Genomic DNA, 23,921 nt, shown 5'->3' on the forward strand with positions numbered 1-23,921 from the left:
AATGCTGTATTCGTCTAACGGTTAGGACGGTAGATTCTCAGTCTACAAATAAGGGTTCGATTCCCTTATACAGTACGAATTGCATTGATTATCAGCGCTGTTCTTGTTTGTGGGTATCAAATGCAGTACCTTTTGATTCAAAAAGGGTATTTTTTAACGATTCCGTATCTTCCTTGTTAATCCCCAAATTTTCCATCCCACCCATGTGATTAATACCAATAAAGCAAGCCGTCCGGCCCATATCGAAAATTTTTGCCATTTCGTCAAATCTGCCGGGACGGGAATCTCTTTGTACCGGTCACGATAAACGATACTATCCCGAATTATTGTTTTCTCGGCATCTTTGACGGGAACGGCAACGGGATATGTGTGCGGCTTGTTCCGTAGGTCATGGTACAATATTCCATCTGTACCGATCCGTGCGTTCGATTCTGCGAAGTCCGTTTCCAAGTGTGATGAACTATCGCGGGTCTGTGTCTGCGCCGACTGTGCGGGGACAGGAACCCTTACCGTATCGATCCGTATCTTCTCCGCGTATTCGGTCTTGTACTCGACGCGAACGCTGTCTTTCGACTCCGAGCGGATCGGCATTGCCTGGCGGCAGCACGATACGGCAAGCACTCCCAATATAACTACCAGTTTTTTCATGGCTCGAACTTGATTTCGTTAATGCGGTATTTCCATCCGTTGATAAACCGCTTCTGAGACGGTTTCTTTCGAACGATATTGTCCACGAAATTTAACCGGGCCTGTTTGATCTGAGCGAACAGTTCGCGGGGGTCGCGGGCGTTCAGTGCGGCAATGGTTTTAGGGCCTACGATACCGTCCACTGCAACGCCGAGTATCTGTTGCGGAATCTTGATGCCGTTGGCTCCCGATGCCCAGACCCAATCGACCAGGATGTTAGCCAGCGATTGATTGCGGATCTCGTCGGCTTTCCACCGATCCCAATAGTGCGGTTTCAATACACGGGAGACGACTTCGTCCCATGTAAGCATTTTAAGGTCGTCTACATCGATATCTCCGTCGCCATCCTTGTCATAACCTATCTGTCGCCATGTAGCGATTGTCACACCCATATTTGTCGCGCCTCCCTGATCGTAAGGGTCGTCCACGAAGCCGCCTTCCCATTTCCGGATAAAGGGAGCCAATTTGCTGATATTTGCCATAATTTTTATTGTTAAATTTATTGTCGATTTTTATCCTCGTCTATAGCCTTTGTTACATCTTCGTCAAATTCATGTACTTTATTAATTGTGTAGCGTTTTATTATCCGGAATATCTTGGCTTCGGAAATATCTCCGGCGTTTTCCAGAAAACTCCAAAATTCAACACCGCAGATAAAACCAGTGCATAGATTCGGCAATAATTCCGATTTGGGAATGAATCCTATTACATGCCTTGACAGCACGAAAGCCAGCATGACCGTACCCAGGGAGAAGAATAGTTTCTCCACCGTCCGCCATGCAGCATAAGAGCTGAAGTACCATTCTCTATGCTGTCTCTTGGATCGTCTGTAACTCGCCCAGCAGCCCGTCACGAAATCAATAGCTATGAAAACAAGAATACACAGCAATAAAGGTCCTATGGGGGTAAAATACCCTACGATACTAAGCATCAATCCACACACTCTGCGTCCAGCATCTAATTTCATCGTTTACGGTTTTAGGTTAATTGCTCCATGATCGCATCATATACGGCGGGAGTGCAAGCCTCGGCCACCTTTTGGAGGAGTTCAGCCTCTCTATCCGAAAGCTGAATTGGCCCTTTGTTATCGTAAATTTTATGTACTAATGCGTGATATTCCATGCCGGGACACCCCGTATAGATTGCGTCGGCAATAGATACCCGGTAATCCCTGACTTCGGATTTCGTCCTGGCAAAATCCAAATAAACCCGCAGATTCGTTAAATCGATGTTCTTCATAATTTTAGTTATTGTAGTTTGCGTAATTCCAAAATTTTGTAGAGTTGATAAATGTAAACTTACATTCGCTATTCCAATTGATCGTAACATCCTTCACGGGGCCTGATCCCATTCGGATATAATGGGTGGCATTATAAGCGTGAACTATTACGTTACCAGAGCCCGATTTTTTAATCCAAATTACTTTACCATCGTTGTTAGTCGAAGGCAGATAAATGTGAGTTGTTCCCGACCCGTTGTATTCTATATAATCGTCCTCTCTTGTTAGATATGTGCTGCCTGCGGAAAAAAGATATTTGGTCGATGTTGCTATCCCTCGTATTTTAGCGTCGGCATTGAGGCGAAAGTCTCCATTCCATATATCTATGGCAATATTATCAGTACCGCCCCATGCGCCTACACTTATAGCCCGGACAAGCCCGGACGACGCTTTCGCACTGATAGTCAAATTGCCATAATTATTATTATACGAACTTTCATTCCCAAGTTGAACATAGGATTCCCCATAGGTAAACTTAATATTGCCGCTATTCTTTGTATTAAGAAGGTTTCCGCTGTCGATAACGAAATCGCCTACTTTCCCGGAACTCGCCGTTATGGTGCCTGTAAATTCTCCTGCTGAAGCATGAACTATCCCCGTGAATTCGCCTGAAGTTGCTACCACTTTCCCTGTGAACTCTCCGCCCGAAGCGTACACTTTGCCCCGAAATTCCCCGGAGCTCGCATATATAGCCCCTCTGACAGTAAGAGAAGAATTTGCAGGCTCGAATACCAGCCGGTCGCCTCCTAATGCAAAATACCCATCCGAATAAAACCGAAACTTAGCTTCGTTGGCCGCTTTTGCAGAAGTGGCGCCGCCGAACAGTATCGGGTATCGGGATAGATCGGAATACGGGTTAATACCCGATAATCCCGCAACGATATTCGATGCGGAATCGCGGACGCCGACAAACCCTGTAAGCAACAAACCGTCCGATATCTCCGTAGTCATATCCGAAAATGCCGATTTCAGAAATTCCAATTCCGCAACTCTTGCGGCTGCGGCATCGGCAGCATCCTGGGCGGCATCGGAATAGGATTTCAATTCGTTCTGAATAGCCTGATTTGCATCTTCTATGGCTCTCGTGAAATCTTTGTATGCAGCATTGAATTCCGTGTATTGTGCATTCACGTTCCTTACTTCGGCTTCTGATGCTTTGCCGTCCGCAATTGCCGCTGAAATGGCATTCAGAAGACTTACTTTAGCTGCGTCAAACGCACTCTTCTTTGTGGCAAGATCCGTTTTCGCCGAACCTCCCAGATAGGGATTGTTATACAGCTTGCCATAGGCGGCATCGGCTGCGGAGCCCGTTTCGTTGACCGTATTGGTATACTTTTCGATGGATGCCGCTTCCGCGCGATCCACAATCCCGTCGGCAAAGGCTTCGTCGGTGAAGTCTTTCATGCTGGCGACGGTGGTGTTCAACGATGCCGCCGCATCTTTAGCCTCTTGGGCTGTTTTTTGCGCTGCATCGAGATTCACGACCGGCGTTTCTATCGACGTCCGGGTGGGAAGATCGCCGGACGAACTTCCGGAAGTCCAATGATAACCGGAAGGATGCAATTCAATGAAAGGGACGCCGGAGGTACGCACCGTGTACCTGCCGCCGCCGCGAACGTATATGTATTCCATCGATATCTCTATCACCTGTCCGATGCTGCCGACGGGCGTACTCTCTGCAAAGCTGTAAGCAAAGGAATGGATATACCTTTTGACGGGTAGCGTGCCCCAACGGTTCCCGTTCGACTCCCAGGCGCAATTGCATGAGAATCCCTGCGCATGAGTGGCCCAGGGAGGCTTCCCGCTCGTGCCTAATACGGTTCCGATATTAAAAGTCGCTTTATAATCTGTAGCATTGTATAAAGTGAATGTTACCGGATAATAAGTATCCGGATCGAGCGCCGTAGCGTCGATCGTAGTGATCAGGAACTGCCCGGACGAATAGTACTGAATATTTTTCAGCAACGTCGTCTTCGCATCGTAGTACGTTTTGAATCTCGCATTGAAAACCGACCCGGTGATCGTCGAGGTCGTCGTCATATCCGCCAGCAGCGGCGTAATGTATGCGCTCAGGGCATTGTAGACGTTCAGATAATCGGCGGTGCTCAGTTGGATCGTATCGGCCTGGGCTGTGAGGATCGGTTTCTCGCCCTGGATGATCTCCCATTCCCGTTTGGCGTCCTGTTTCTCATTAGGGGTCAGCTTGTCGTCGCTGGCGATATCGGCCAAGGCGTCCAGGGCTTTGTCCGAGTACTCCTTCTGGTCATTGTCGGATATGGAGTACGCCGTAGCCTTATTGCCCTGCTCCAGCTTGGCTCCACACAAATACACTTCATTGTTTCCTGAATGAACTCTAAATAACACTCTGTTATCTCCGCTCGGACTGACAGTTCCCAAAGTTAGGAATGTTACGAAAAAACGCTTCCATTCCGAAGTCAGAACATACCTCATACGAGTATCGACAGCGGAACCGACGGAGGCATCTCCGTTGGTAGCTATAATTCTTTGACTAATTACAGGATGGCAGTAGGTGTGGACATAGCCCTCCCCTTTGGCCCAAAAACTAAGAGTATATTCTTCCGATGGCGTGAACGGTACATTCACCTGCTGGCGAACTTCTGCATAATCGGCGGAAGTCGGAACTTTACAGTATACGACGTTTAGACCTAAATATTGTTCAGACAGAATTTGCCCTTCTCCGCTCCAATGATCGGAAAAATTTTTTGTGCCGTTCAGAATATTCACTCCGCCGATCTGTACGGCATCCACCGCGGCGTCAGCCGCATTTTTTGCCATTGCATCCGCGATGAGATTGGCGAACCGGCTCACTTCCGCGTCATAGTTAGCGAAATAAGTATTGTAACTTGACCGTTGCGCATCGGTCAGGGTCGTATCGGAATCTATATTGACCGCAACCGTCCCGGACAGGAAGTTTTTCAAGGCATTATAGGCGGCGGATAAATCGGCAATCGATACGCTGTATGTCGTCGCATCGTCCTGGTAGGATGCGTATTCTTTATCGATCTGGGCGACCTTATTACGTAGCGTGGCCTTTTCTTCTTTGGATATTACGCTATCCGAGGCCATCTGACGCAGCCTGAGTTGGGCGTCATTCACACTTTGCCAGTCGGATTCGGAAGCGGTAGAACCATCGGCTTTATTAGCGTTACTGACATAGATGACTCCCGATGTTTTAATCCATATATCATTTACGCTATACGGAACGGCGGGGGTGCTGTCTCCATAAAACAGCTTAGCTTTCGTTCCGGCCAGTCCCAATGCTTCGCGGGCTTCTGATAGAGCTTGCGCCGCACCGCTATCGGCAACTCGTAGCCATTGGTATGTATTGTTTTGATATGAAAATTTATACCGCTCCGTAACATTTTCCCCGTCAATGACTACAAATCTGTCGTAATAATCCCCGATATGGCGATTCTTTTCTTCGGTGCTCGTCCATTCGTTTGCAGGGGCATTGTTGAGCGTAGGCATTTCCGTCCCTTCGTAAGACGTAATCGATCCGTCGATCTGGCTTTGCAAATCCGGGATGATCGTATCGTTAAGCACGTTTACCGCCGTTTGCAATTCCTGCGACAGTTGATACGCCCCCTGTGCAGTAGTGTTGATTGCCGTCTGGATGTATTTATTCGCTTCTTCTAATCGGGTGTTAAATGTGCCGTAAGCCGTGTTGAAGATGTCGTATTTAGAATCCACGTCAGATTTCTCCGTGGGAGTGGCTACGCCGTCCGCCGATGCTGATTGGATCGATGTCAATAGGTTTGCGACAGCCGTGTCGAAAGCGGTTTTCGCCGCGGCAAGATTCGTCTTGGCCGTGCCGGTCAGCAGCGTATTATTATATACGGTGCTGTATGACGTATCGACGCTTTCTTTGGTTTCGTTGACCGTATTGGTATACTTTTCGATGGATGCCGCTTCCGCGCGATCCACAATCCCGTCGGCAAAGGCTTCGTCGGTGAAGTCTTTCATGCTGGCAACGGTGGTGTTCAGCGCTGCTGCCGCATCTTTAGCGTCTTGGGCTGTATCTTTTGCCGTATCGATATCCTGTTTCACCTCCGGCCACTCCGAAAGATTCTTCAGTCCCGAACTGTTTTTACCGATTATTACGTCGGTATTCATTCTCATTCTCGGTTTGGTATCGCCGGGGGCCTGCTGGAAGGTGATGTAAGTCGCTTCGGGATCATCCAGGTTTCTATCCCCGCAGAACATATCCCCGTATACATACTGATACGCGCGGCCCGTTACGGGATTTACCCCGATCCCGATATAGTTTTTATCCGTCAGGTCGAAAGAGTCTATTTTAGCCAATACCTGTATGGAGCCGCCGTCCCTTGCATCTATTACGATTGCCGATTGGCGGGCGACGTCGGTTCTGTTACCGAACTGCACGATATTGTCCCCTTCTGCGGGAATGCCGCTGCCGTCTTTATCTGTTTTGGAGATATCCACATAATCGTCTCCCACGCCGGTAACGAGCGCCCAAAAATATTTAATGATGCTTTTGTTATCGGCGGAGTAACGTTGGCATCTTGCCTGATCGCCTACGACAATACCGCTATATCTCGTACCGTTCTTGTTGTCATAATAACAGCGATAATAAGTGCTTTCCTCTTGTGCGGACGTGCATTCGAAGCCTCCGTTCGAATGTACCGTTTCTCCGAGCCTGAAAGACATCTGATTTATGATAAGCTCGTTGAATACCGCTTCTTTGCGAATGATTAGCTTGTCCGCTTCCACGACACTGCTGCCCGTGCTATCCTGATATACGCCCGCACCGGCTCCGCTGATATTTCCCTTGCGGAAATTGGCCGTAGCGAACTTGCCTTTCGCAATAACATCCGCGTCAGATTCGACGTTGCCTTGCGCCGTAACGCTTCCTTTCGCATCTACGTTTCCCCCAGCGGATATATCTCCCCCTGATTCAATATTTCCTCCTACTTGCGCATCCCCGCCAGCGGTCATATCCTGGGCGGCATTTATGTTGCCCGCATTGAAATCAAGGGATTTCCTGCCACCTTTGGGGTGGAAGTCCTCCATACTCCGAAGCGCAGAAAAAACGTTGTAATCGGTGGGGGCCGTGTTGTCGTATCTACTGATAACATAGATGCCTACGCCGGATACAACACCGATTCTTTCCGCATACTGGTTTTCCTTTATGTTGGTTTCGATGCTGCCCAAGCGGGAATAAACCGTATTATCGCCGACGGTGTAGGTGGCGATATACTCATTGTACAGCTTCTTTTCAAATCCCTGAATCCGCGACTGACGACCATCAACACCAAAATTGCTGCCTACAAGAAGCACCTTTTGTCCGGCTTCGTAGTTTTTATCGTTTAGCTGGCAATACACGGGATTAGTAGGACAATCATACACGTTGGTATCGCTGCTATTTTTTATCGCCCAAGATTTACCCACTTTCAAAAGATCCTGTTCGGCTTCAGCAATTCTTTCTTTGGGTAATTCTATTCCGGTTAATACCATTGTGTCGCCCACCTCCGGATGCAAGTCTTTGTTGGGAATAATCAAGACATTCCCATCCCCGGAGTTTTCTGTCTTGGCGATGACTTCAAATTTTTTGTTAAATCCGTCTTCAGGTTTCCATTTTTCAGGGTCTATGACGTTATTATCGTTGTCGATAAGGGCTATTTCAAATTCTTGGTCTTTAAGGCTTCCGCTTGTAAATACGCAACGCAGGGTTTCGCCTACGATGGTGTCGGATGGTAAAAACGGCGTATTAGCGCATGTCATTACGTAAGCGTCGAAAGTATCGCTGCTTTCCGATCCTTCCAACTTTCTCTTAATGGTAGTAATATCGGTAATCGTATCGGTGTTTTTAGGATACACATCCTCGAAATACACCACTTTCTCCACAACATCGCCAGAGGCTATATTCTCCCATGCATCAATGTACTGCATCCCATTCGGAAGATGCAGCCGTTTTTCTGAAACGTGATTAGTTACCCCTCCCTGCTGAGTATTACCATAGTCGTTAGGTATGTTTCGAGTCGATCCGAAAACAAAAAACCGAGTTCCGTAATTCGAATCATCCCCTTTTTTGGCCGGGATGGAAGAAACGACTTCTCCGCGCTCGAATCGTTCAGGAGAACCTAATTCCAACTTCCCGAAATAGATCCAAACTTCCGCGCCGTTTTCAATCGTCCACCATTCGACTTCGAAAACTTTAGCGATATTTGCGAGCCCATCCCAGCACGAATCGCCTGCGAATGACACAAGTTTGGTCATTTTATCAAGATCGGCGGGTACGGCTCCCACTTTCCAGTTCGTCCCGCCGAGAAACCGGTTCATATTGTCGGCGATCAGATTCCCAAAGGACGCGAGATCGGTCGTATCGCTAAATGTCGTTTCCGAAACTTCTCCGGCCAACCACTGAACACAACAACGTTTCATGTGATTTTGCTGCGCCCAGAAATTAAGCGTGTATTTATACCCACCCGTATTATTGTCAAATTCGGGTGTCACGTTCGACATGATTTCGAACTTGCGGCCCTTATAGATTATGTATGAACCGCGAGGAAAACTCGTTTGATTTTTTAATGAAAAGGGAAGTTGAATGTAATAATCGCCCATTAGGACGAATTTTATGTTCGCGTTCTTACTGACGCGAACATCTATAATTTTTATTCCGGAAGGATTATATATAGTCATTTCGTCGTAAAACTTCGTAGCCTGCATCATCACAAGCACACAACAAAGATCAATACGTTCGGCACATTATGCAAGAAACTTTAAATAACATTTGTGGGTAATAAAAATATTACCTATTTTTGCATTATAAATGAAAATAGATATGCCGACGATATTTATTATGTTTGGGTTTCGTTTTTTGTTTTACTCAAATGACCATGATCCGATACATATCCATGTAGTCAAGGATAACATTAGTGCAAAGTTCAATATATTTCCGGTAGCTTTAGTGGAGAATAATGGGCTGAAACCCGCCGAATTAAAGATGGTAGAAGCTATTATCGAGGAGAACCAGGAAGTAATAGCCGAACATTGGAATAAGTTCTTTAATAAAAGTAGGTAGTTATGATAAAGGTCGAAAAAATATGGATTACGAATAGCGCCGTATGGATTCGCACGGATGATGGAAGGGAAGCATCTGAGCGATTCGTCGAGTATCCGCGTTTGAAGTGTGCAACAAAGGAGCAGCGCGAAAACTATAAGGCTAATGCGTTCGGAATTTATTGGCCAGATATTGACGAAGATTTAAGTTATGAGGGATTTTTCAGAAAAAACAATAAAACCCCATTGTTTGAGCTGTTTATGTCGCATCCCGAATTAAATGCTTCTGCCGTAGCCCGCCGGATGGGAATAGCCCAAAGTCTTTTGGCGCAATACATAAGCGGAAATAAGTGTCCGTCGCCGGATCGAATGGAAATGATAAAAGAGGAAATACGTCGCATAGGCGCAGAACTTCAGCAAGTGTAGGTTGCATGATTACTATTCAGAATATCGATCCCCAAATAATTGCAAATAACCTTGAACCCGCCTATCCGACTCATCCATGCGAAAATTTGAAGCCGCATTATAGTTTCATATTTTGTATTGGATTTAACTTATTCTGCCGTCCTTCTTGTCGGATCTGGCTCACGAAATTTAATCGCTAATTTACAGGCGCGAAGGTAGTAATTCTCAAATTGCGTGGCATTCCTATAAATTAGGTGGTAATATTCTCCAAGATCGGGAATATACAATACTACCATTCCTTTGTGAAGCTCAGACTTGAATCCATTAAGATTCGACAAGAAGGATGCTTTATCGGCCCCGGCAACCAGGAAGGTAAGCGTTAAATCCCGTTCGTCCGAAACAGGGTCTTCAACAATAACCTCTACGCCCGGTTTTAAAGGATCATCGTTTTCAACAAAATCTTTCAGCGGTTCAAACGTAAGAAATTCTTTGTAGCTTCCCGCAACCAATGTTACCCCCAATGATGAAAGGGTAATTCCATTTATCGTGATATCCGAAGTTGCCATATTACAAATTGTCGAGTTTTCTGTTCATGGACGTTAGTGTTTCGTTCATAGTCGGCAACACCCTTGTATAAGACCTGATGTCTGCGACATTGCCGTTAAGCTGAATCATAATATCCCTGATGTCGGTGGTTCTGTTTAGCTGTTCTGCGCTCAGACTTTTCACAAATTCGACCGCAGCAAGGATATTGCCGGTTTTAGCCTGAACGTCCGATAATCTGCCATTCATTTCTTCTCCCTCGTCCTGGGACATGACCTGATATCCTCTTGTTGATGCGGTCTGGGCGGATAGACTCGAAGACTCCCCGATAACATCGCGAATACCTTCCGTTTGCTCCTTGCTCCAATCGATGATATCCTTCCATTCCTCTCTTAACTTGCTTATTTCGTCAGCAGTAAGGTCAAGTTTGTTATCCTGATCCGTATCCGCATACTGAGCGTATTTTTTATAAAATTCTTGCAACCGAGGCCGCAACTGTTCTATTTTGAATGATTCCAAAAGAGCGTCCCGCATTGCGTCTTCGAGATATTCGCTTGCTTCATCCGATCCGTCTTTTACGTTTTTAAGCCAGGAAATAACGGCGTCCTCCATATCGGAAGTCGTGGTCTGAAAAAGGTCTTTATTGATGTCTTCCTGTGTTTTCTTTAGCTGATCGTCATAATCGATCAATTTATTAATCAGATCCTGCATCCATTTAGGTAATAATTTAAAAAGGTCCTCATTATCTTTTAACGCGATAATAGCATCTTTATCACCTGATTGAAGTACCTCATATACCTGCTTCAATGTCTCGTAATCCTCTTTGCTGACTCCTAACAAGGATGTATTTATATCTCTCCCGCCTGCAAAAGAAATAACCTTGAGTATGCCAGTGATTTTATCTACCTCCCCTGTGGGAAAATCAGTCAGTGACTTGATCGTCAGGTCAATGCCTTTTTGTATAGAGCTTAAAGCTTTCTCCGCATTTTCGAAATATTCCGATCCTCCGGCTGTTTCCAATAAGTCGATGTATCTTTCAACCTGATAGTTGATAGAATCCCACGTCCCCTCAAGTTGCCGATTTTTCTCTGCCTGGATTTCCGCCTGTCGTGCGCTATCATCAAATAATCCGATAATCGTGGTAATAATACCTGTAACCCCTGAAAGCCCTTTAATAATATCTTCAGTAGATTTTTTCCCTTTTTTGCCAAATCCCTCGAAGGCATTCATTGCATTACCAACAATAGAGTCTATTTTATTAAATCCATCTACGACATCAGAGTCAAGTGCCCCCCCCAGATCAGAAACAATTTCTATCATTTCTGAAAAGGTTTTTTTTACGCGCTGGGTAGCCGTTTGAACGTCGGCCCACGCTGATGCAATATCATCTTTGTTTCCTGACTTCACAGCTTTGCGATACCGGTCGTAAGCATCTTTTAAAGCTTTGAACGGATTTCGCGTCGTTAATTTCTTATAGGCATTCTCAATAGACCCCAGTAAAGCCTGTGTATCCTGAATGCTAAGATTTGTCGAATTAGCAATTAATTGCCGGGCCTGGTTGATCGCTTCTTGCAATTGGTCTGTCGTCATTCTGTCGAGATCGCCCAATAACTGCTTCCATAGGTCGCTTTGTTCAATAACGGACGCTTCGATGGCGGATATCTGGTCTTTTTCCCATTGTGTTATCTTGGTAATAAGATCAGAACGTCCGCTTTCCGTAGCTACCTGTCGCGCCTTTTCCGCTTTCTCGTGTATTTCTGTTATTTTATCTTCCGCAGTACCATATTCATCTACGACGGCTTTTAAAGCTTCTGTTGTCTCCGCCTGATTTATCTTTATTTCAAGCCCCTCTGCCTGGTCAGATGTAATGTTGCCTCCCGCCTTAGCGGTTTCGACCCACTTACGAAACTCTGCGTATTTATCTTTAATACCCTGGTATTTACGCTCTTCTTCCGATAAGGCGCTATCCGTAATCTGTTTCGATATTTTGTTGTACTCTTTAGCATATTTCAGATTAATCGCCGCCTTTGCGTCTACAAGTTTCTGTTCGATATTTATTTGGCGTTCTTTGAATTTTATATCCTCAGAATAATAGGCTTCTTGTAGCTGATGGAGTATTTCCCCAGCAGACCCATCTGAAGAGACACCTGTGGCGATAACGATCTTTTTCGTGTCGGACTTGAGAATATCCGAAGCTCCTTGCAGTTGTCGATAAATATAATCCTCCAATTCCTGAGGCGACAATACGTCACCATTAGGAAGTATAGGTGTAACAAGTAGTTCTATCTCTTTGCCTTCGGCATCTAATATGCCATACTGAGAGCTAAACACGGTTGCGATACCGTCCCCTGCGTCTTCCCATCCCTTTTTAACAAGTTCCGCAGCATCAATGAGCGGACGTGCCAGGAGGCCTGCATTTCCTTTGAATTCGGATGTCATTCGTTGTGCTGCCTCGTTTCGTGCGGAAGATGGGTCTTTATCATATGCTTCGTTCAATAGCTTTCTTTCTTTTTCAATAACTTGCAGTTTTTCCGTAATTTGCATGTCGAGCTCTGCCAATTCTTTTTCTCGACCATCCTTCATAATATCGAGGCGCGACTGCTCAAGAGCGCGGTCGTTTGCGAAGATCAGCTCTGCAAGTTTTTTTTGAGCATCAGAAACGGATTTTACAGTTTTATCAGATGTATTGAATTGCTTTATTTTAGCATCGTATTCAACAATTTGAGCTTCAAGTTTTTTCCATTCTGCGGTACCTTTGAGCGATATATCCATCGCATCGATAGCTCCTTGTGCTTCTTTTTTTAGATTTTCCCAATAAGCTTTATTATGGACGGCGGCCACTTTATTTTGTACTTCGTTTTTAGGGGATTCATTCTCGTTTTGTTTTTGAGGCGTATTTATTCCGAATCGTCTGCGTGCCTGCGCATCCGTTTCATCCGCGAGCTTTTGTGCTTCCCGGATATTTTTAATCCAAGAATCAATGCGGGAATCTGCGATAATAGTACCTTTATTTTGAATACGATCCAAAACCGCAATTATATCGTCATCAAGTTCCTGACCGCTAATAATAGAATCTCGTATTTTTGCATATAGCTCCGCACCTTTCTCGTCCCCCACTTCTTTAAGAAGACGATTATACAACTTATCAAGGTTCTTAGTTATCGTTTCTTCTAATTGTTTCGATTGCGATGCAGAAAATTGTTCATATTGACGAGCATTATACGAATCCATAATAGCCTGACTCAAGCTACTGTATTTCTCAGTTAGTGTTTGCACCGATAATGCCTCTTGCTTCAACGAGGAATCGTATTGCCCGAATTTGTCAATGATTTTCTTTTTGGTTTCTTCATATTCTTTTGTCCCCTCCGTACACCCCTCCAGCTCTCCTTTTAGCCGGGCAAGCTCTCGCTGTTCTGCGATAGCACCGGCAGACGCATTGGCAATTGATTCGTTCAAATCTTTTTGCGCTTTAGCAGCATTATATCCCCCATCGGAAAACTGATATATAAGCGTAACAAGACCTACGAGTGCACTTGCGGCTAATACATACGGATTTGCTTTTACGGCCTTATTAAATAATATCTGTGCCTGCGTTGCTCTGGTGAGCATCTTCGTTTGTTCAAGAATTGCCTTTGTCGCCGTAATGGTAGCCTGTACTTTTTCGATAGCAGCGGTCGCTATCAAAGCCGCCCTGTACGTCCCATAAGTAGCAACTAACGGGACAAGGATGTCGAGTACTTTCTGATAATTCTCAACGAGCGAAATAGTGCCTTGCAACACACCGGCAATAACTCCTTCCTGCGACTTTCCGATATCATTAAACATGGTATCAAGAGCATCGCCGAGGTTGGAAATAAGTCCTGTAATTGTTTTGGATTGTTCTTGCATGAGGTTGTAAAACTGTCCGCCTTCATTGGTCATTCCTTCAATGACCTTCTTTACATCCTCAAAACCGATCTTTCCGGCAGAAACCATTTCGTTAATTTCTTCGGTGGTTTTGCCGTACATTTTAGCCATTTCTTGAAGGACGGGAATACCCGAGCTTGTGAATTGAAGCATATCACGAGCATACAAGCGTCCTTGTACCGCGGTCGTACCGTATAAATAGGTTAATCGCTCCAGCGGCAATCCTAAGCCGGCCGCTACATTACCTAATCGCGTCAACGTTCCGGTGATATCTTCGGCGGCGAACCCATACGCGAGTAATTGACGAGCGCCATCGGCCACTCCTTTCAGGTCAAAGGGTGTTTTTGCCGCCAAATCGACCATTTCGGCCATAAGCGCATCGGCCTTCTCTTTGTTTTGAAGTAATGTTGTAAAGGCAACTTCTAATTGCTGAAATTCACCGCGAGTAGTAGCTATTTGCCTAACCAACCCGGCAAGTGAAACGCCTACCCCGATCTTTCCAAGTGTAGCGGCAAAACGCTGCATCGCATAGTCCATGCGGTCTGCATCTGTTACAACGCTTGTCGTTGCGTTTCTCGCTATATTCCGAAGTTCTCTGAATTTACGAATCGCTTCTTCATTGTCGATGACTGCTGTCAGGTCTATCATAGTATTTCCGTTCTATTTTATTTGCCTCCGGCCATCCGAAGGAATAAATTCATTGATTGCGGGTCGTTTACATCTATCACATCAGGGATGGATGAATTATTATTTTGACCAGGATTATCCGTCTTGCTTTTATAATCCGTTTTAAGGGAATCCTTCATCATCAATTGGGCATTAGCCCAAGATATTTCCCATAAAATGTAGTCGAACGTCCATCCGTATCGGCTTGCGAGTGCGTCTATTTGTCCCCAGATACTTTGCCCTCCGTAGTGGCTATCCGCTTCGCTGCCGTATTCTGGGAAATCGTTACCCGCAGCGTTCTTACCAAGCGAATAGCGTCCGTAAAATCCTCATAATAGGACATGAAAACAATTGCGTAAAGAAGATTGACGCAAGCCTGTGATGTCATAGTAGGAGAATCGAGCAATAGTTGTGTGCGGGCCTCAAACTGCTCGTCGATTTCTTTTCGGGTTCGAAGCGTTGCGATAGCGATGATCTCGGCGACTTCTCGCGGTCTTTCGGCGCACAGCTTCCACATTTGCTCGACCGGATCTTCGGCGTTATCGTCCAATAGAATATCAAGGTCGAGAAGACGACGAGTAATCATAGCCAATCGCCCAAGTTGGAGCGGGAATAGACAAAGCGTCACTTCGTTCCCATCCATATCCTCGATACCGAAGGACTCGTTATTACTTGTCAGAACGTTAATCGCTCGCTTATCCGTTACTGATTCTTTAATGTCTGTCATTTCGATAAAGATTTGATCCCGCCCCGGTCTCGCTCCGTGATGCAAGTCGTTAACTTTCCAGCGGGAAAAAGGATTAGACACCCGGAGTTGTCGTATATTCCGGGATCGGGATGGGCCACCATGCCACGCCGCCCTGTTCGGGGGCGAGCACTTCGGCCGATACGGCGATCTGCAAAGGATCGCTCACATTCAACCCACCCGTAAGGGATGCCGTGTATTTAAGGCGGGCAAAAGCTATTGAATATCCCGCCTTTGTGTCGAAAACAAACCCCTTTTCTCCTTCGTACAGTTCGCCCTTTGCAGGCTCATCCGTGCCAAAGTAGAACTCCAGAGTATCGTCGTCGAAATCGACGATATTCCATGTGAGTTCTTGCGTCCCTGACGACGGGTCCCTTATCACAAAGAAAGGGCTTGACTGTCCTTCCCTGTAAAACTTATTACTCGTGGGAACCGAAAAGTTTGTACTAACACCGCCATTGTATGGCTGCGTAATAAGTGTATAAGCTTTAATGAGGTTGGTGGCTCCTTCATCTTGCACGCCTTTCGGAAGCGGGGCTCCCGAATGAACTGATGCCAGTCCTACTAATTGACTCATAATTTTAGTATTTTTTAAATTGAACTTTAATGCTTGAAAAAGTGTAGGAGACATTCTCCTCACTGATGATAGATTCGTCGCTCACATCAAAGAACCAGCGTTTATCAAAGGGATAATTACCTATGGATTCAAAGGCAATCCGCGTTAGTTCATCCAGACGATTGCGATTCGGGAAGCGCTGTTCTTCACGGTTAATTGTGGGAGTGTCGTCAGGAACGTAAATATTTACGATTACCGTCGCCACTTGGGAATCGCCGATAACGTTCGTCAACGAAGTCATTACCACAAATTCACCGGAAGGATTATTAGGGTAATGATCGGCGTACATCGTTGGAATGGCTTTCCCTAACGACGAGTCACGAATGCGATCCCAAACGAGTTTGAATATTTCCGTAGAAGTCAGATTCATTACCTTTTTGATTTTAAGAATCGTGCGAACTCCGCTTTGAGCTTTTCTGCGGTGGCCTCCACCCAATCCCCGGAACCTTGCAATACATCGAAACCTTTTGCTTCTACATACCTGGCGTATTCCATACCGGCAACCCATACGAGATAGGTTTTGTTGGCAGGAAGTTCGCGCGCGACTTGAAGAGCATAAGAACGGGCTTTCTGCTGGGCTTCGGCATAACCGTTACCATTGCTAAAATCATCCATTACGACATTACCGTACTGAACTATTACATAGCCAATAGAGTGGCGTAGGTTGGATGTCCGATCGGTATAGCTACCGTGTTCGATGGCGTATTTTACCACTCGTTCGCCGAGTGCTGAAAGCCACTCGACCGCTTTCCGGTCATACTCTTTCTTAGCTCGGACAAATTCAAGTTCTACCTCGCGCCAATTGGTACACTTTATAGCCATAATCTCGTGTCTTCGTAACGTTGTCCGCTTTTGTAAAACCCCTGCACCGGATACGACTTTCCCTTACCGTCCTCGGTTCTGTGTGCATGATCGAAAATGTTGATTCCTCGACTGTCGAAAATGCACACCTGCGTTCCGAGTTTGATGGGCGGCGTATTTGCCGGCATCGTAACCTCGAATGAGTATAGGAAGGCCTGTCCGTTTTCGCCTCGTACTTCGCGGGCCTGTCCGTTTTGGCGGGCATTGCAACGTCCGAGAACTCGCCATTCTCCTTTCCCTTCGATCCATCCAGGCGAACCGTCAGGATTAGGTACAGCGTCTTCCTCGTACCATATTTCGAGTGTGTAGGGATATCGGATCATCAGTATGGTAAAAACTCGATTGTTGGAGTTGCATTGAACTCGTCCGCAATATCGGTTAGGCCATTATCCTTTGCTATGTCGTGGATTCGACGGCGTAATTCATCGGTATCATAACCGAGCGAATAGCCGCCATTACTTTCAGAAGAAAGGACGATAAGCTGTTTCAGAACATCAATCGATGCTTTTGCGACAGACACCTTATTGCCGGTTGCATATTCATCTTCTGTCTTCAGTTCTGCGTCTAAACATGCGACAGCGATCAGGTTATCGTCCACGTTGTAAGGATAGAGCCTTGCCGATATTGCTTCGAAGTTCGTCATCGTCGGATTGTTTAACCGTTCATCGTAGAGAGATCGAAAATGGCGATCTTGTTAGGCGCTGTGAAATTCGGAATCCATTCGGCCCCGTATTCCATGAAGCGCCCTTCGTCGGTGCGCCAGTTCGAAGTCCACATACCGCCTTCAAGTCGCGTATACGTCTTATTCGGCACTGGATCGGAGATTTCGTAAGGCTCGTGCCACATCATTTTGCCGATCTTATCCTGCGGAAGCAGCGTAATACGGTCGTCTTTGAACGTCAGCATGTCAGTCCCGTCAGGCATCGCTACCGTATCGTCGATGATACGAATATTTGGCAACCCGATGCCCGAAAAAACCTGGTTCGCCATCGCTTCAGTGATGAGTCCGCCAGCCATAGCCATTTGCGCGCCGCTCATAATCATTTTATAAGTATTGGCAAACTCTTTGGCTCCGACAATGTTTTTGTTGAACGTCGAGCGGGTCATTTCCATCACAGAGAACCGTCCCATAGTCGGACGCATTGCTTCGATCTGGGTTTTCAGGTAGGTGATGAAATTGTCCTTATCTCCGGCAGCGGGGGTGATCTTCTTGACCGGCAGCTCTATGTCGAGCAAAGTGATTCCCTGCGGATTGTCTGCGAGCGTCACGGATGCTTTGCCATCAGAACGGAGATCTCCGACTACGATATCCATACGCTTATGCGGGGCAAGCCGGATCTGGCGTACATCATCAACGATATAGTCGATAATCGCATTCATGGCGGCCACCTGATCCGCGGGCTTCGCTGCATTGAATTTGTCGATAAGCGACTTAATCATATCCAGACGGTCGTTATCCATCTGATAACGGTCGCCCAGATAAGCCACTTCCCCATAACCGCTACCCAGCGATTTGCGTTCGCGCAGAGGCTTGTTGGAATTGCGGTCGATTATCGATCCGGCTGTTACGCCCGTAACTGTACCGAGATAGGTTTTGAATACTCGGGATTTGGTTTCTTCGAAATCGAGATAACGCTTCCAGAAGATTTCATCCTGTTGTGTCGCCATTGTGCGGTCAATAACCGCTTTGACGACATCGGCATTATTGAAAAGAATTTCAAGTGTCAGTTTCATTGTCGTCATGGTTTAGATGGTGAAAAGGAATCGAGACGTAAGGGTCTCTTTGTCTTTGTCGGAGATCGGGACGTATAACTTCGACTCCCGCACCTCATAGGCCTGTCCGATGGCCGTAACCGTTGCGCCGGGTTCCACCTTCGTTACGGCATAATTGAGGAAATTGGCGGTGGCTTTCGGGGCTGTGCCGTCTGCGGTCGCTGCCTCGAAAAGAACCGTACCTGCTTCTGCGGCGAGAGCCGCGCTCATCGTCAGTTCATCGTAGTTCGCGTTGGTAGTACTGATACTTGAAACGGTTGCGCCGTTCGTCCCATCGCCGAGATGCATACCCTTGTAAGCAAGGGAGCCCTTTGCGATTTTTATTTTCGTACCCGTAGTCACCTTCTCGACCACTTTGACATTTTTTACCGCGGAAGCCTTGCGCGTCGTTAGGTTGACGTACAAAGGGGTCAGCGGCATTAGCAGTGTCCCTTCGGGAATATTCGCATCCTCGAAGTTGAAACCGCCCGAAAGACGATAAACTGTATCGAACCGACACAATTCCTTCAGCACGTCTCCCGGGGTTAAATCATACTTAAATCCTGCTGGCATTTTTTACTTGTTTTGAGATTTAACAATTTGCTCTGTGCCCGTGTTAATCAGTTTGGCGATGTCATTCCCGTTATCGGTCATGCCTCCACCCTGCGCGGGCGGCTCGGAAAACTCGAAACCTGCGTCGACCATGTCCTGCTTTACATCTTTGAAATACTCGTCGAGATTTGCATCCTGAGCGATGTTCAGTTTTGCGGCGAATTTTTCGGGGATTCCGAATTCTTTTGCTTTCGTTGCAATCATGGCGCTTCTCTGCGCTGCCAACTGAGCCTGTTGCAGTGCAGTGCGAGTTTCCTCCCTGAGCTTTTCCAAGAGTTCATCTCTGAGCGCCTCGATATCGAAAGGCTGATTGATGGGTTCGGTTTTGGCCTGTTCGCCCCCGGTAACAGGTGCCGCCTTTTTCAATTCCTCTAACTGCAATTGCAGCGCGGATTTCTCCGTGCGAACTTTGTCGATGTCAGATTGGAATGCTTTCAGCAGCGGTTCGACCCCGCTAATAGCGGTTTCTATTTGTGCTTCGTCGGTGATGGTTTTTTCCAGATAAAGGGCAACCCCGTCAAAAGCCCTTTGCCCGAAGCCCAAGTTGGAATACTTGTTCTTCAAGTTTTCGAGAATCTTCTCTTTCATGTTCTTCCGTTCTATATGGTTTAGGATAAATCATCATATCCGCAACAAAAAAAATGGGCCGCCGACTTTCGCCAGCAGGCCCAATTCCCACACGTAAATAAGTCCTTCCGTTAGTGCCTGTGGCTTATATCATCATAAGCACTTCAAAGGTCTGCACGTTCGGCACATTATCCAATAGGTAGAGCGAAAAAAGATAAAAAAAATCATCTCATAAGCAAAACTTATGGCTATATAATTATTATAATATTTATTAATTTGCGGGGGGGGGGGGGGGGGATTTTTATCATTATATTTGTATTTCAATTTCTTAAACCTATTAAAATTTACGTTATGAAAAAGATGTTACTTTTATTTGCGGCAGGTTGTACACTGTTATTCACCGGATGTTCTAAAGATGATAAGGATGGTGGGGCTAACTTATCATTAAATGAGACTAACATATCTTTACATCACGAGCAAACAAAACAATTAAAAGCTTCTGAAGCAGTTACATGGAGTTCAGAAAGCAATTTTGTTGCTACCGTGAATGCAAGCGGTCTTGTTGAAGGGAATCACGTTGGCAAAACCCATATCGTTGCCACAAAAAATTCGGATAATGTAAAATGCGTGGTAGAGGTAACGCCGATGTACAGCACTTTCACCGAACCCCTTTTCGATTTTGGAGCAAGTGTAGACCAAATAAAATCAAAAGAAAAGAGATCATTCCAATATGCAAAAGATAACGGTATTTTGTTCAAAGGCGGCAAGAGTTCTGAAGTTGCTGTAATGTACTTATTTGAAAACAGTAAGATGGTTTGTTCGGCAATATCAATATCGTATTTATATGCAGAGGAAGCCATAAAATTTATAGCAGAGAGATATCAGCCTATTGTGAAAGAGGGATATGATTATTATTTTGTCAATAATGATCTGGATAAAAGTACTATGCTTATTGCAATAAGCTTGGATAGCTTGGATGATTCCATGCTTATCATGTACACAGAAGCGTCTGCAAAAGGCAAGGCGCTATCGGATGGGGGCGAAATGCAGTATGAAAATTACTTTAGAGAGATAATGAATAGTCAAATGTCGGATAATTAATAAATGAAAAAACTTTTACTTTTGACGATTATTTCAGTTGTCAATTCATTATCGGCCCAGAGAATAGCAGTCAACGAAATTGATAAATTTACAGGTGCCAAAATTGTTGAAACCAGCACTTTATTAACCAAAGCTCCAGATGTGACGTTTAAATTGCGGAGAGTTAACGATTCGCTGTCAATGCGCATCTTTATTGAAAAGATTAAAAGAGTTGAAATAAAGGATTCGTCTGCATCTATAATATTGCTTGTAAAAGACGGGGATAAGATCGGCTTACAGGGTAAGATCGAATACTTATCTTCCAAAGAACGCAATCATTCTATTCATTGGGGAGCAGGCATTTCAACAGGAGGGGCTATAAAGGTATCAAGTGTGACAATTGATGTTTATATACCTGATGATGTATTCGCAACATTATGCGACAATGACCTTACAGACATACGGATAACGGTCAACGGGGCAAACATTGACCGTTCATTAGTATCATATTCATATTCGAAGAAGCTTCGAAAGATGTTTAATCTTATGAATTACAACTAAATTCATTTATGAAAAAGATTTTACTATTTATTGTTGTTTTAGTTGGGGTATGGGCATGTTCCAACACTCAATCTCTCAATGGGACTAAATGGCTTTCAATTGACACAATGGGGGAAGACACAATAATGGGGAAAGAGGTGGAATTTGGGATTGAAACATATGTATTAACGATTATTAACTATGCTTCTTTGAGTTCGGATATAGACACAACTTATGTGACAGGGAAATACGTATATAATCCGCCTGATGTGATATTTTATTATGATAGCATTTCTGGCCGTCATGACAGGGCGGTCGTAAATGATAGTTTGTTGCTTTTGTCTGGGGAAGTTGATACTAAGAATGAAGCTTTGATCTTCAAAAAGAAATAACCATTGCTTTACACACATCATATGCTGATGACCAAATGCGGGATGAGTCTCTCGTAAGCGGACGGCATCGTTAAACAAAGTAAAACTAAACTCGAATAACAAATATTGAATTTTACTCCTGATAGCATTTGTGGCTATTTTTGTCAGTTGTTCAAATACAAATAAATTACCAGCTATAGGAGAAAAGGTTGATTTGACAAAAGAATGTTTATCTGCAATTTCGGAATCTTATTATGACAAATTGAATGAGGTTTGTAATAACAAAGATGAAGATGCGCTTACTTCAATGATTTCTGCGCAAACAGTGTATGTACTAAACCCATATATCAATTCCTATACAATGAAAGAGAAAAAATTCGGCAAATTGTAAGATCGAAGTTAATACAGGGGATGGAAAATTTGAAGTTTGGGTTGCATCTAAGTTTATTGAACCTGTAAAATAGGCACTTTTTATAGCCCCGAAAATTTCGGGGCTTTTTTTTGTTTTTTCAAAAATTTTTACTATGTTTGCAATGCTAACAGTTCGATGTGCTTAATCATCTCGCAGGGCAAGCGGTCAGATTGCTCAATATGTTGGGCTTTTTTTATGCCCATATAGAAACGGCGGTTGCCTTTACGTAAGTTATTGAATGCTCTTCGGGGTGGTTCATCGACTGTTAGCAGCGTAAACGGCAGCCGCTTTTTATTTTGCCTATATTTTTTAACTTTTAAATGCTAACAGTCATGTCTAACAACACAACCTACACCAGCCGTCACACGGACTGCGGCTTCGCGATGGAGGTCATTTCCGACTCCTTATCTATCTACAAAGTCTCTAAGCGAGGCAATGAATCCCTTCTCTGTATCAAGAACAGTCATGACGAAATCACCGTTACCCTTCGCCATGCAAAATTACTTCTCGAATCCCTTTCCCGTCTCATCGAAGACCGCACTATCACCGGCCCGCAACCGGTCTACAACTTCAAAGAATGCGTTAACGCTGGTAGAATCGTTAAAAGGGGATAGCCATGAAAACATCTGATTTGCGGGACATTATGCGTATAGCTTGGCAACTTGTACGTAAAAATGGCTTCACAATGTCCGAAGCCCTGAAAACTGCTTGGCTTAATTTCAAGCTCAAAATGAAAATGAGATACGGAATCGTCAAGTTCTACTACCAGAAAATATCCGGTGAGATTCGTGAGGCATACGGCACTTTGCGCGCCGATCTTATGCCTCAGACAAAAGGCGCGGATCGCAAGTCCAATCCTACTGTTCAGGTCTATTATGATTCGGAATGCGAGGGATACCGATGTTTCAAGATTGCCAACCTTGTAAAAATCGCGTAGCCATGAACACACAGATATTTCAGTATAACAATAATCCAGTGACCTTCCGGATGGATAACGGCCTTACCTATGTATCGGCCACTGAAATGGCAAAACCATTCGGCAAGCAACCTTATGAGTATTTACGCTTACCATCTACAAATGAATTAGTTAAGGCCGTTACGGGAAAATCCCGTATCGTTGAGAATCAGGTTGTTATAAAAGAGCGCGGCGGACTTGGGGGCGGAGGAACCACCTGGCTCCACGAAGACGTAGCCCTTGATTTTGCACAATGGTTGAGTGTAGATTTTCGTCTTTGGTGTCTTGACAGGCTCAAAGAACTGCTGAAGTACGGCATCACAGCCACACAGCCGACCATAGAGACTATTATTGACGATCCGGATAATGCGATCAAGCTGCTTACGGCGTTGAAGCAAGAGCGGGCCGAGCGTCAACGCCTGGCCGAGCAGAACGAACTACATAGACAACAGCTTGAAATGGCGGCTCCTAAAGTTCAGTATTACGATACCGTCCTGATGAGTGAAAGCACGTACAACACTAATAATATTGCGAAGGAGTTCGGCATGTCCGCAAGGACTCTGAATAGCATATTGCAGTCGAAAGGCGTGCAATACCGACAGGGCGGTCAGTGGTTGTTGTATCACAAGTACCAGAACCGAGGATTCACTAAGACGCATACGTATGCTTTTACCCGCCTGGACGGATCTACCGGGACATCCATTCAGACAGTGTGGACTGAGGCTGGGCGAAAGTTCATTCACGAACTGTTAGGGAGTTAACAAGATGGGGGATTATAACTTCACTGTCGCCGACGTGCTTAAAAGGCTGTCGGAAGATCAACAGTTCAGGGAGCAATTTCTATTGCTGATCGACGAATTGATAAGACTATTGAGGCTACCCG

Annotated in this window: 22 protein-coding genes and 1 tRNA gene; 8 read left to right on the forward strand and 15 right to left on the reverse strand. The window is 45.2% G+C overall.

The features are described 5' to 3' along the window. The first annotated feature begins 3 nt into the window (after positions 1–3). Positions 4–75 (forward strand) — tRNA-Glu (locus GFH31_RS06655). 78 nt (positions 76–153) lie between these two features. Here the strand turns inward: GFH31_RS06655 and GFH31_RS06660 are convergent. The 5 genes from GFH31_RS06660 to GFH31_RS06680 are packed head-to-tail and all read right to left on the reverse strand — an operon-like array spanning position 154 to position 8,569. Beyond that, a complete protein-coding gene (locus GFH31_RS06660) occupies positions 154–648 on the reverse strand; it encodes a hypothetical protein (RefSeq protein WP_153497653.1) in 495 nt (164 codons plus the stop codon). Then, positions 645–1,169: a glycoside hydrolase family 108 protein gene (locus GFH31_RS06665; RefSeq protein WP_153497654.1), complete on the reverse strand. Its 525-nt coding sequence runs from the start codon at positions 1,167–1,169 to the stop codon at positions 645–647. The genes GFH31_RS06660 and GFH31_RS06665 overlap by 4 nt, the downstream gene beginning before the upstream one ends. Positions 1,170–1,186: 17 nt before the next feature. Then, positions 1,187–1,654 carry a phage holin family protein gene (locus GFH31_RS06670; RefSeq protein ID WP_153497655.1) on the reverse strand — a complete coding sequence of 156 codons (468 nt, stop codon included), beginning with the start codon at positions 1,652–1,654 and terminating at the stop codon, positions 1,187–1,189. 11 nt (positions 1,655–1,665) lie between these two features. Further along, on the reverse strand, positions 1,666–1,926 hold the full coding sequence (locus GFH31_RS06675; RefSeq protein WP_153497656.1) for a hypothetical protein: 261 nt from the start codon (positions 1,924–1,926) through the stop codon (positions 1,666–1,668). 4 nt (positions 1,927–1,930) lie between these two features. Then, positions 1,931–8,569, reverse strand: a complete 6,639-nt coding sequence (locus tag GFH31_RS06680) for a hypothetical protein (protein WP_153497657.1) — start codon at positions 8,567–8,569, stop codon at positions 1,931–1,933. A gap of 238 nt (positions 8,570–8,807) precedes the next feature. Here GFH31_RS06680 and GFH31_RS06685 point away from each other — a divergent pair, with 238 nt between their 5' ends. Then, on the forward strand, positions 8,808–9,029 hold the full coding sequence (locus GFH31_RS06685) for a DUF4160 domain-containing protein (protein WP_228385824.1): 222 nt from the start codon (positions 8,808–8,810) through the stop codon (positions 9,027–9,029). 2 nt (positions 9,030–9,031) lie between these two features. Beyond that, on the forward strand, positions 9,032–9,433 hold the full coding sequence (locus GFH31_RS06690) for a DUF2442 domain-containing protein (protein ID WP_153497658.1): 402 nt from the start codon (positions 9,032–9,034) through the stop codon (positions 9,431–9,433). Positions 9,434–9,561: 128 nt separating this feature from the next. Here GFH31_RS06690 and GFH31_RS06695 read toward each other — a convergent pair whose 3' ends face one another. The 10 genes from GFH31_RS06695 to GFH31_RS06740 form a co-directional block, all read right to left on the reverse strand. Further along, complete coding sequence (locus GFH31_RS06695) at positions 9,562–9,978, reverse strand: hypothetical protein (protein ID WP_153497659.1); 417 nt, start codon at positions 9,976–9,978, stop codon at positions 9,562–9,564. Between the two features lies 1 nt (position 9,979). After that, entirely contained in the window at positions 9,980–14,509 is a 4,530-nt protein-coding gene (locus GFH31_RS06700; RefSeq protein ID WP_153497660.1) for a tape measure protein, read from the reverse strand. 235 nt (positions 14,510–14,744) lie between these two features. After that, positions 14,745–15,254, reverse strand: coding sequence for a hypothetical protein (locus tag GFH31_RS06705; protein ID WP_153497661.1), 510 nt, complete (start codon positions 15,252–15,254; stop codon positions 14,745–14,747). A gap of 73 nt (positions 15,255–15,327) precedes the next feature. Next, complete coding sequence (locus GFH31_RS06710; protein WP_153497662.1) at positions 15,328–15,849, reverse strand: hypothetical protein; 522 nt, start codon at positions 15,847–15,849, stop codon at positions 15,328–15,330. Positions 15,850–15,853: 4 nt separating this feature from the next. Continuing rightward, complete coding sequence (locus GFH31_RS06715) at positions 15,854–16,258, reverse strand: hypothetical protein (RefSeq protein WP_153497663.1); 405 nt, start codon at positions 16,256–16,258, stop codon at positions 15,854–15,856. Beyond that, positions 16,258–16,710: a hypothetical protein gene (locus tag GFH31_RS06720; protein ID WP_153497664.1), complete on the reverse strand. Its 453-nt coding sequence runs from the start codon at positions 16,708–16,710 to the stop codon at positions 16,258–16,260. Before GFH31_RS06720 ends, GFH31_RS06715 begins: the two co-directional genes overlap by 1 nt. A gap of 361 nt (positions 16,711–17,071) precedes the next feature. After that, positions 17,072–17,392, reverse strand: a complete 321-nt coding sequence (locus tag GFH31_RS06725; protein ID WP_153497665.1) for a DUF6706 family protein — start codon at positions 17,390–17,392, stop codon at positions 17,072–17,074. 11 nt (positions 17,393–17,403) lie between these two features. Next, on the reverse strand, positions 17,404–18,483 hold the full coding sequence (locus tag GFH31_RS06730; protein WP_153497666.1) for a hypothetical protein: 1,080 nt from the start codon (positions 18,481–18,483) through the stop codon (positions 17,404–17,406). Between the two features lie 12 nt (positions 18,484–18,495). Continuing rightward, positions 18,496–19,074 (reverse strand): head fiber protein, encoded by a 579-nt coding sequence (locus GFH31_RS06735; RefSeq protein WP_153497667.1) that lies wholly within the window; start codon positions 19,072–19,074, stop codon positions 18,496–18,498. Between the two features lie 3 nt (positions 19,075–19,077). Then, positions 19,078–19,701: a hypothetical protein gene (locus GFH31_RS06740; protein ID WP_153497668.1), complete on the reverse strand. Its 624-nt coding sequence runs from the start codon at positions 19,699–19,701 to the stop codon at positions 19,078–19,080. A 330-nt stretch (positions 19,702–20,031) separates the two neighbouring features. Between GFH31_RS06740 and GFH31_RS06745 the strand changes: the two genes are divergently transcribed. The 5 genes from GFH31_RS06745 to GFH31_RS06765 all read left to right on the forward strand — a co-directional run bounded on the left by GFH31_RS06745 (position 20,032) and on the right by GFH31_RS06765 (position 23,799). Then, positions 20,032–20,781: an Ig domain-containing protein gene (locus GFH31_RS06745; RefSeq protein ID WP_153497669.1), complete on the forward strand. Its 750-nt coding sequence runs from the start codon at positions 20,032–20,034 to the stop codon at positions 20,779–20,781. Between the two features lie 3 nt (positions 20,782–20,784). Next, complete coding sequence (locus GFH31_RS06750) at positions 20,785–21,321, forward strand: hypothetical protein (RefSeq protein ID WP_153497670.1); 537 nt, start codon at positions 20,785–20,787, stop codon at positions 21,319–21,321. A gap of 8 nt (positions 21,322–21,329) precedes the next feature. Further along, positions 21,330–21,692 carry a hypothetical protein gene (locus GFH31_RS06755; RefSeq protein ID WP_153497671.1) on the forward strand — a complete coding sequence of 121 codons (363 nt, stop codon included), beginning with the start codon at positions 21,330–21,332 and terminating at the stop codon, positions 21,690–21,692. Between the two features lie 1,007 nt (positions 21,693–22,699). Then, a complete protein-coding gene (locus GFH31_RS06760; protein WP_153497672.1) occupies positions 22,700–23,020 on the forward strand; it encodes an SH3 beta-barrel fold-containing protein in 321 nt (106 codons plus the stop codon). A 2-nt stretch (positions 23,021–23,022) separates the two neighbouring features. Next, positions 23,023–23,799, forward strand: a complete 777-nt coding sequence (locus tag GFH31_RS06765; RefSeq protein WP_172970717.1) for a phage antirepressor KilAC domain-containing protein — start codon at positions 23,023–23,025, stop codon at positions 23,797–23,799. Positions 23,800–23,921 lie beyond the last annotated feature (122 nt).

This window comes from Alistipes sp. dk3624 (assembly GCF_009557455.1).
Classification (GTDB): domain Bacteria; phylum Bacteroidota; class Bacteroidia; order Bacteroidales; family Rikenellaceae; genus Alistipes_A; species Alistipes_A hominis.

Excerpts from the sequence above, each read along its gene's own strand:
- GFH31_RS06710 (WP_153497662.1), bottom strand. The coding sequence starts at position 15,849 with ATGAGTCAATTAGTAGGACTGGCATCAGTTCATTCGGGAGCCCCGCTT.
- GFH31_RS06685 (WP_228385824.1), top strand. The coding sequence starts at position 8,808 with ATGTTTGGGTTTCGTTTTTTGTTTTACTCAAATGACCATGATCCGATA.
- GFH31_RS06750 (WP_153497670.1), top strand. The coding sequence starts at position 20,785 with ATGAAAAAACTTTTACTTTTGACGATTATTTCAGTTGTCAATTCATTA.
- GFH31_RS06730 (WP_153497666.1), bottom strand. The coding sequence starts at position 18,483 with ATGAAACTGACACTTGAAATTCTTTTCAATAATGCCGATGTCGTCAAA.
- GFH31_RS06735 (WP_153497667.1), bottom strand. The coding sequence starts at position 19,074 with ATGCCAGCAGGATTTAAGTATGATTTAACCCCGGGAGACGTGCTGAAG.
- GFH31_RS06740 (WP_153497668.1), bottom strand. The coding sequence starts at position 19,701 with ATGAAAGAGAAGATTCTCGAAAACTTGAAGAACAAGTATTCCAACTTG.
- GFH31_RS06720 (WP_153497664.1), bottom strand. The coding sequence starts at position 16,710 with ATGGCTATAAAGTGTACCAATTGGCGCGAGGTAGAACTTGAATTTGTC.
- GFH31_RS06760 (WP_153497672.1), top strand. The coding sequence starts at position 22,700 with ATGAAAACATCTGATTTGCGGGACATTATGCGTATAGCTTGGCAACTT.
- GFH31_RS06690 (WP_153497658.1), top strand. The coding sequence starts at position 9,032 with ATGATAAAGGTCGAAAAAATATGGATTACGAATAGCGCCGTATGGATT.
- GFH31_RS06755 (WP_153497671.1), top strand. The coding sequence starts at position 21,330 with ATGAAAAAGATTTTACTATTTATTGTTGTTTTAGTTGGGGTATGGGCA.
- GFH31_RS06715 (WP_153497663.1), bottom strand. The coding sequence starts at position 16,258 with ATGAATCTGACTTCTACGGAAATATTCAAACTCGTTTGGGATCGCATT.
- GFH31_RS06675 (WP_153497656.1), bottom strand. The coding sequence starts at position 1,926 with ATGAAGAACATCGATTTAACGAATCTGCGGGTTTATTTGGATTTTGCC.
- GFH31_RS06665 (WP_153497654.1), bottom strand. The coding sequence starts at position 1,169 with ATGGCAAATATCAGCAAATTGGCTCCCTTTATCCGGAAATGGGAAGGC.
- GFH31_RS06670 (WP_153497655.1), bottom strand. The coding sequence starts at position 1,654 with ATGAAATTAGATGCTGGACGCAGAGTGTGTGGATTGATGCTTAGTATC.
- GFH31_RS06660 (WP_153497653.1), bottom strand. The coding sequence starts at position 648 with ATGAAAAAACTGGTAGTTATATTGGGAGTGCTTGCCGTATCGTGCTGC.
- GFH31_RS06725 (WP_153497665.1), bottom strand. The coding sequence starts at position 17,392 with ATGACGAACTTCGAAGCAATATCGGCAAGGCTCTATCCTTACAACGTG.
- GFH31_RS06765 (WP_172970717.1), top strand. The coding sequence starts at position 23,023 with ATGAACACACAGATATTTCAGTATAACAATAATCCAGTGACCTTCCGG.
- GFH31_RS06700 (WP_153497660.1), bottom strand. The coding sequence starts at position 14,509 with ATGATAGACCTGACAGCAGTCATCGACAATGAAGAAGCGATTCGTAAA.
- GFH31_RS06680 (WP_153497657.1), bottom strand. The coding sequence starts at position 8,569 with ATGGGCGATTATTACATTCAACTTCCCTTTTCATTAAAAAATCAAACG.
- GFH31_RS06745 (WP_153497669.1), top strand. The coding sequence starts at position 20,032 with ATGAAAAAGATGTTACTTTTATTTGCGGCAGGTTGTACACTGTTATTC.
- GFH31_RS06705 (WP_153497661.1), bottom strand. The coding sequence starts at position 15,254 with ATGACAGACATTAAAGAATCAGTAACGGATAAGCGAGCGATTAACGTT.
- GFH31_RS06695 (WP_153497659.1), bottom strand. The coding sequence starts at position 9,978 with ATGGCAACTTCGGATATCACGATAAATGGAATTACCCTTTCATCATTG.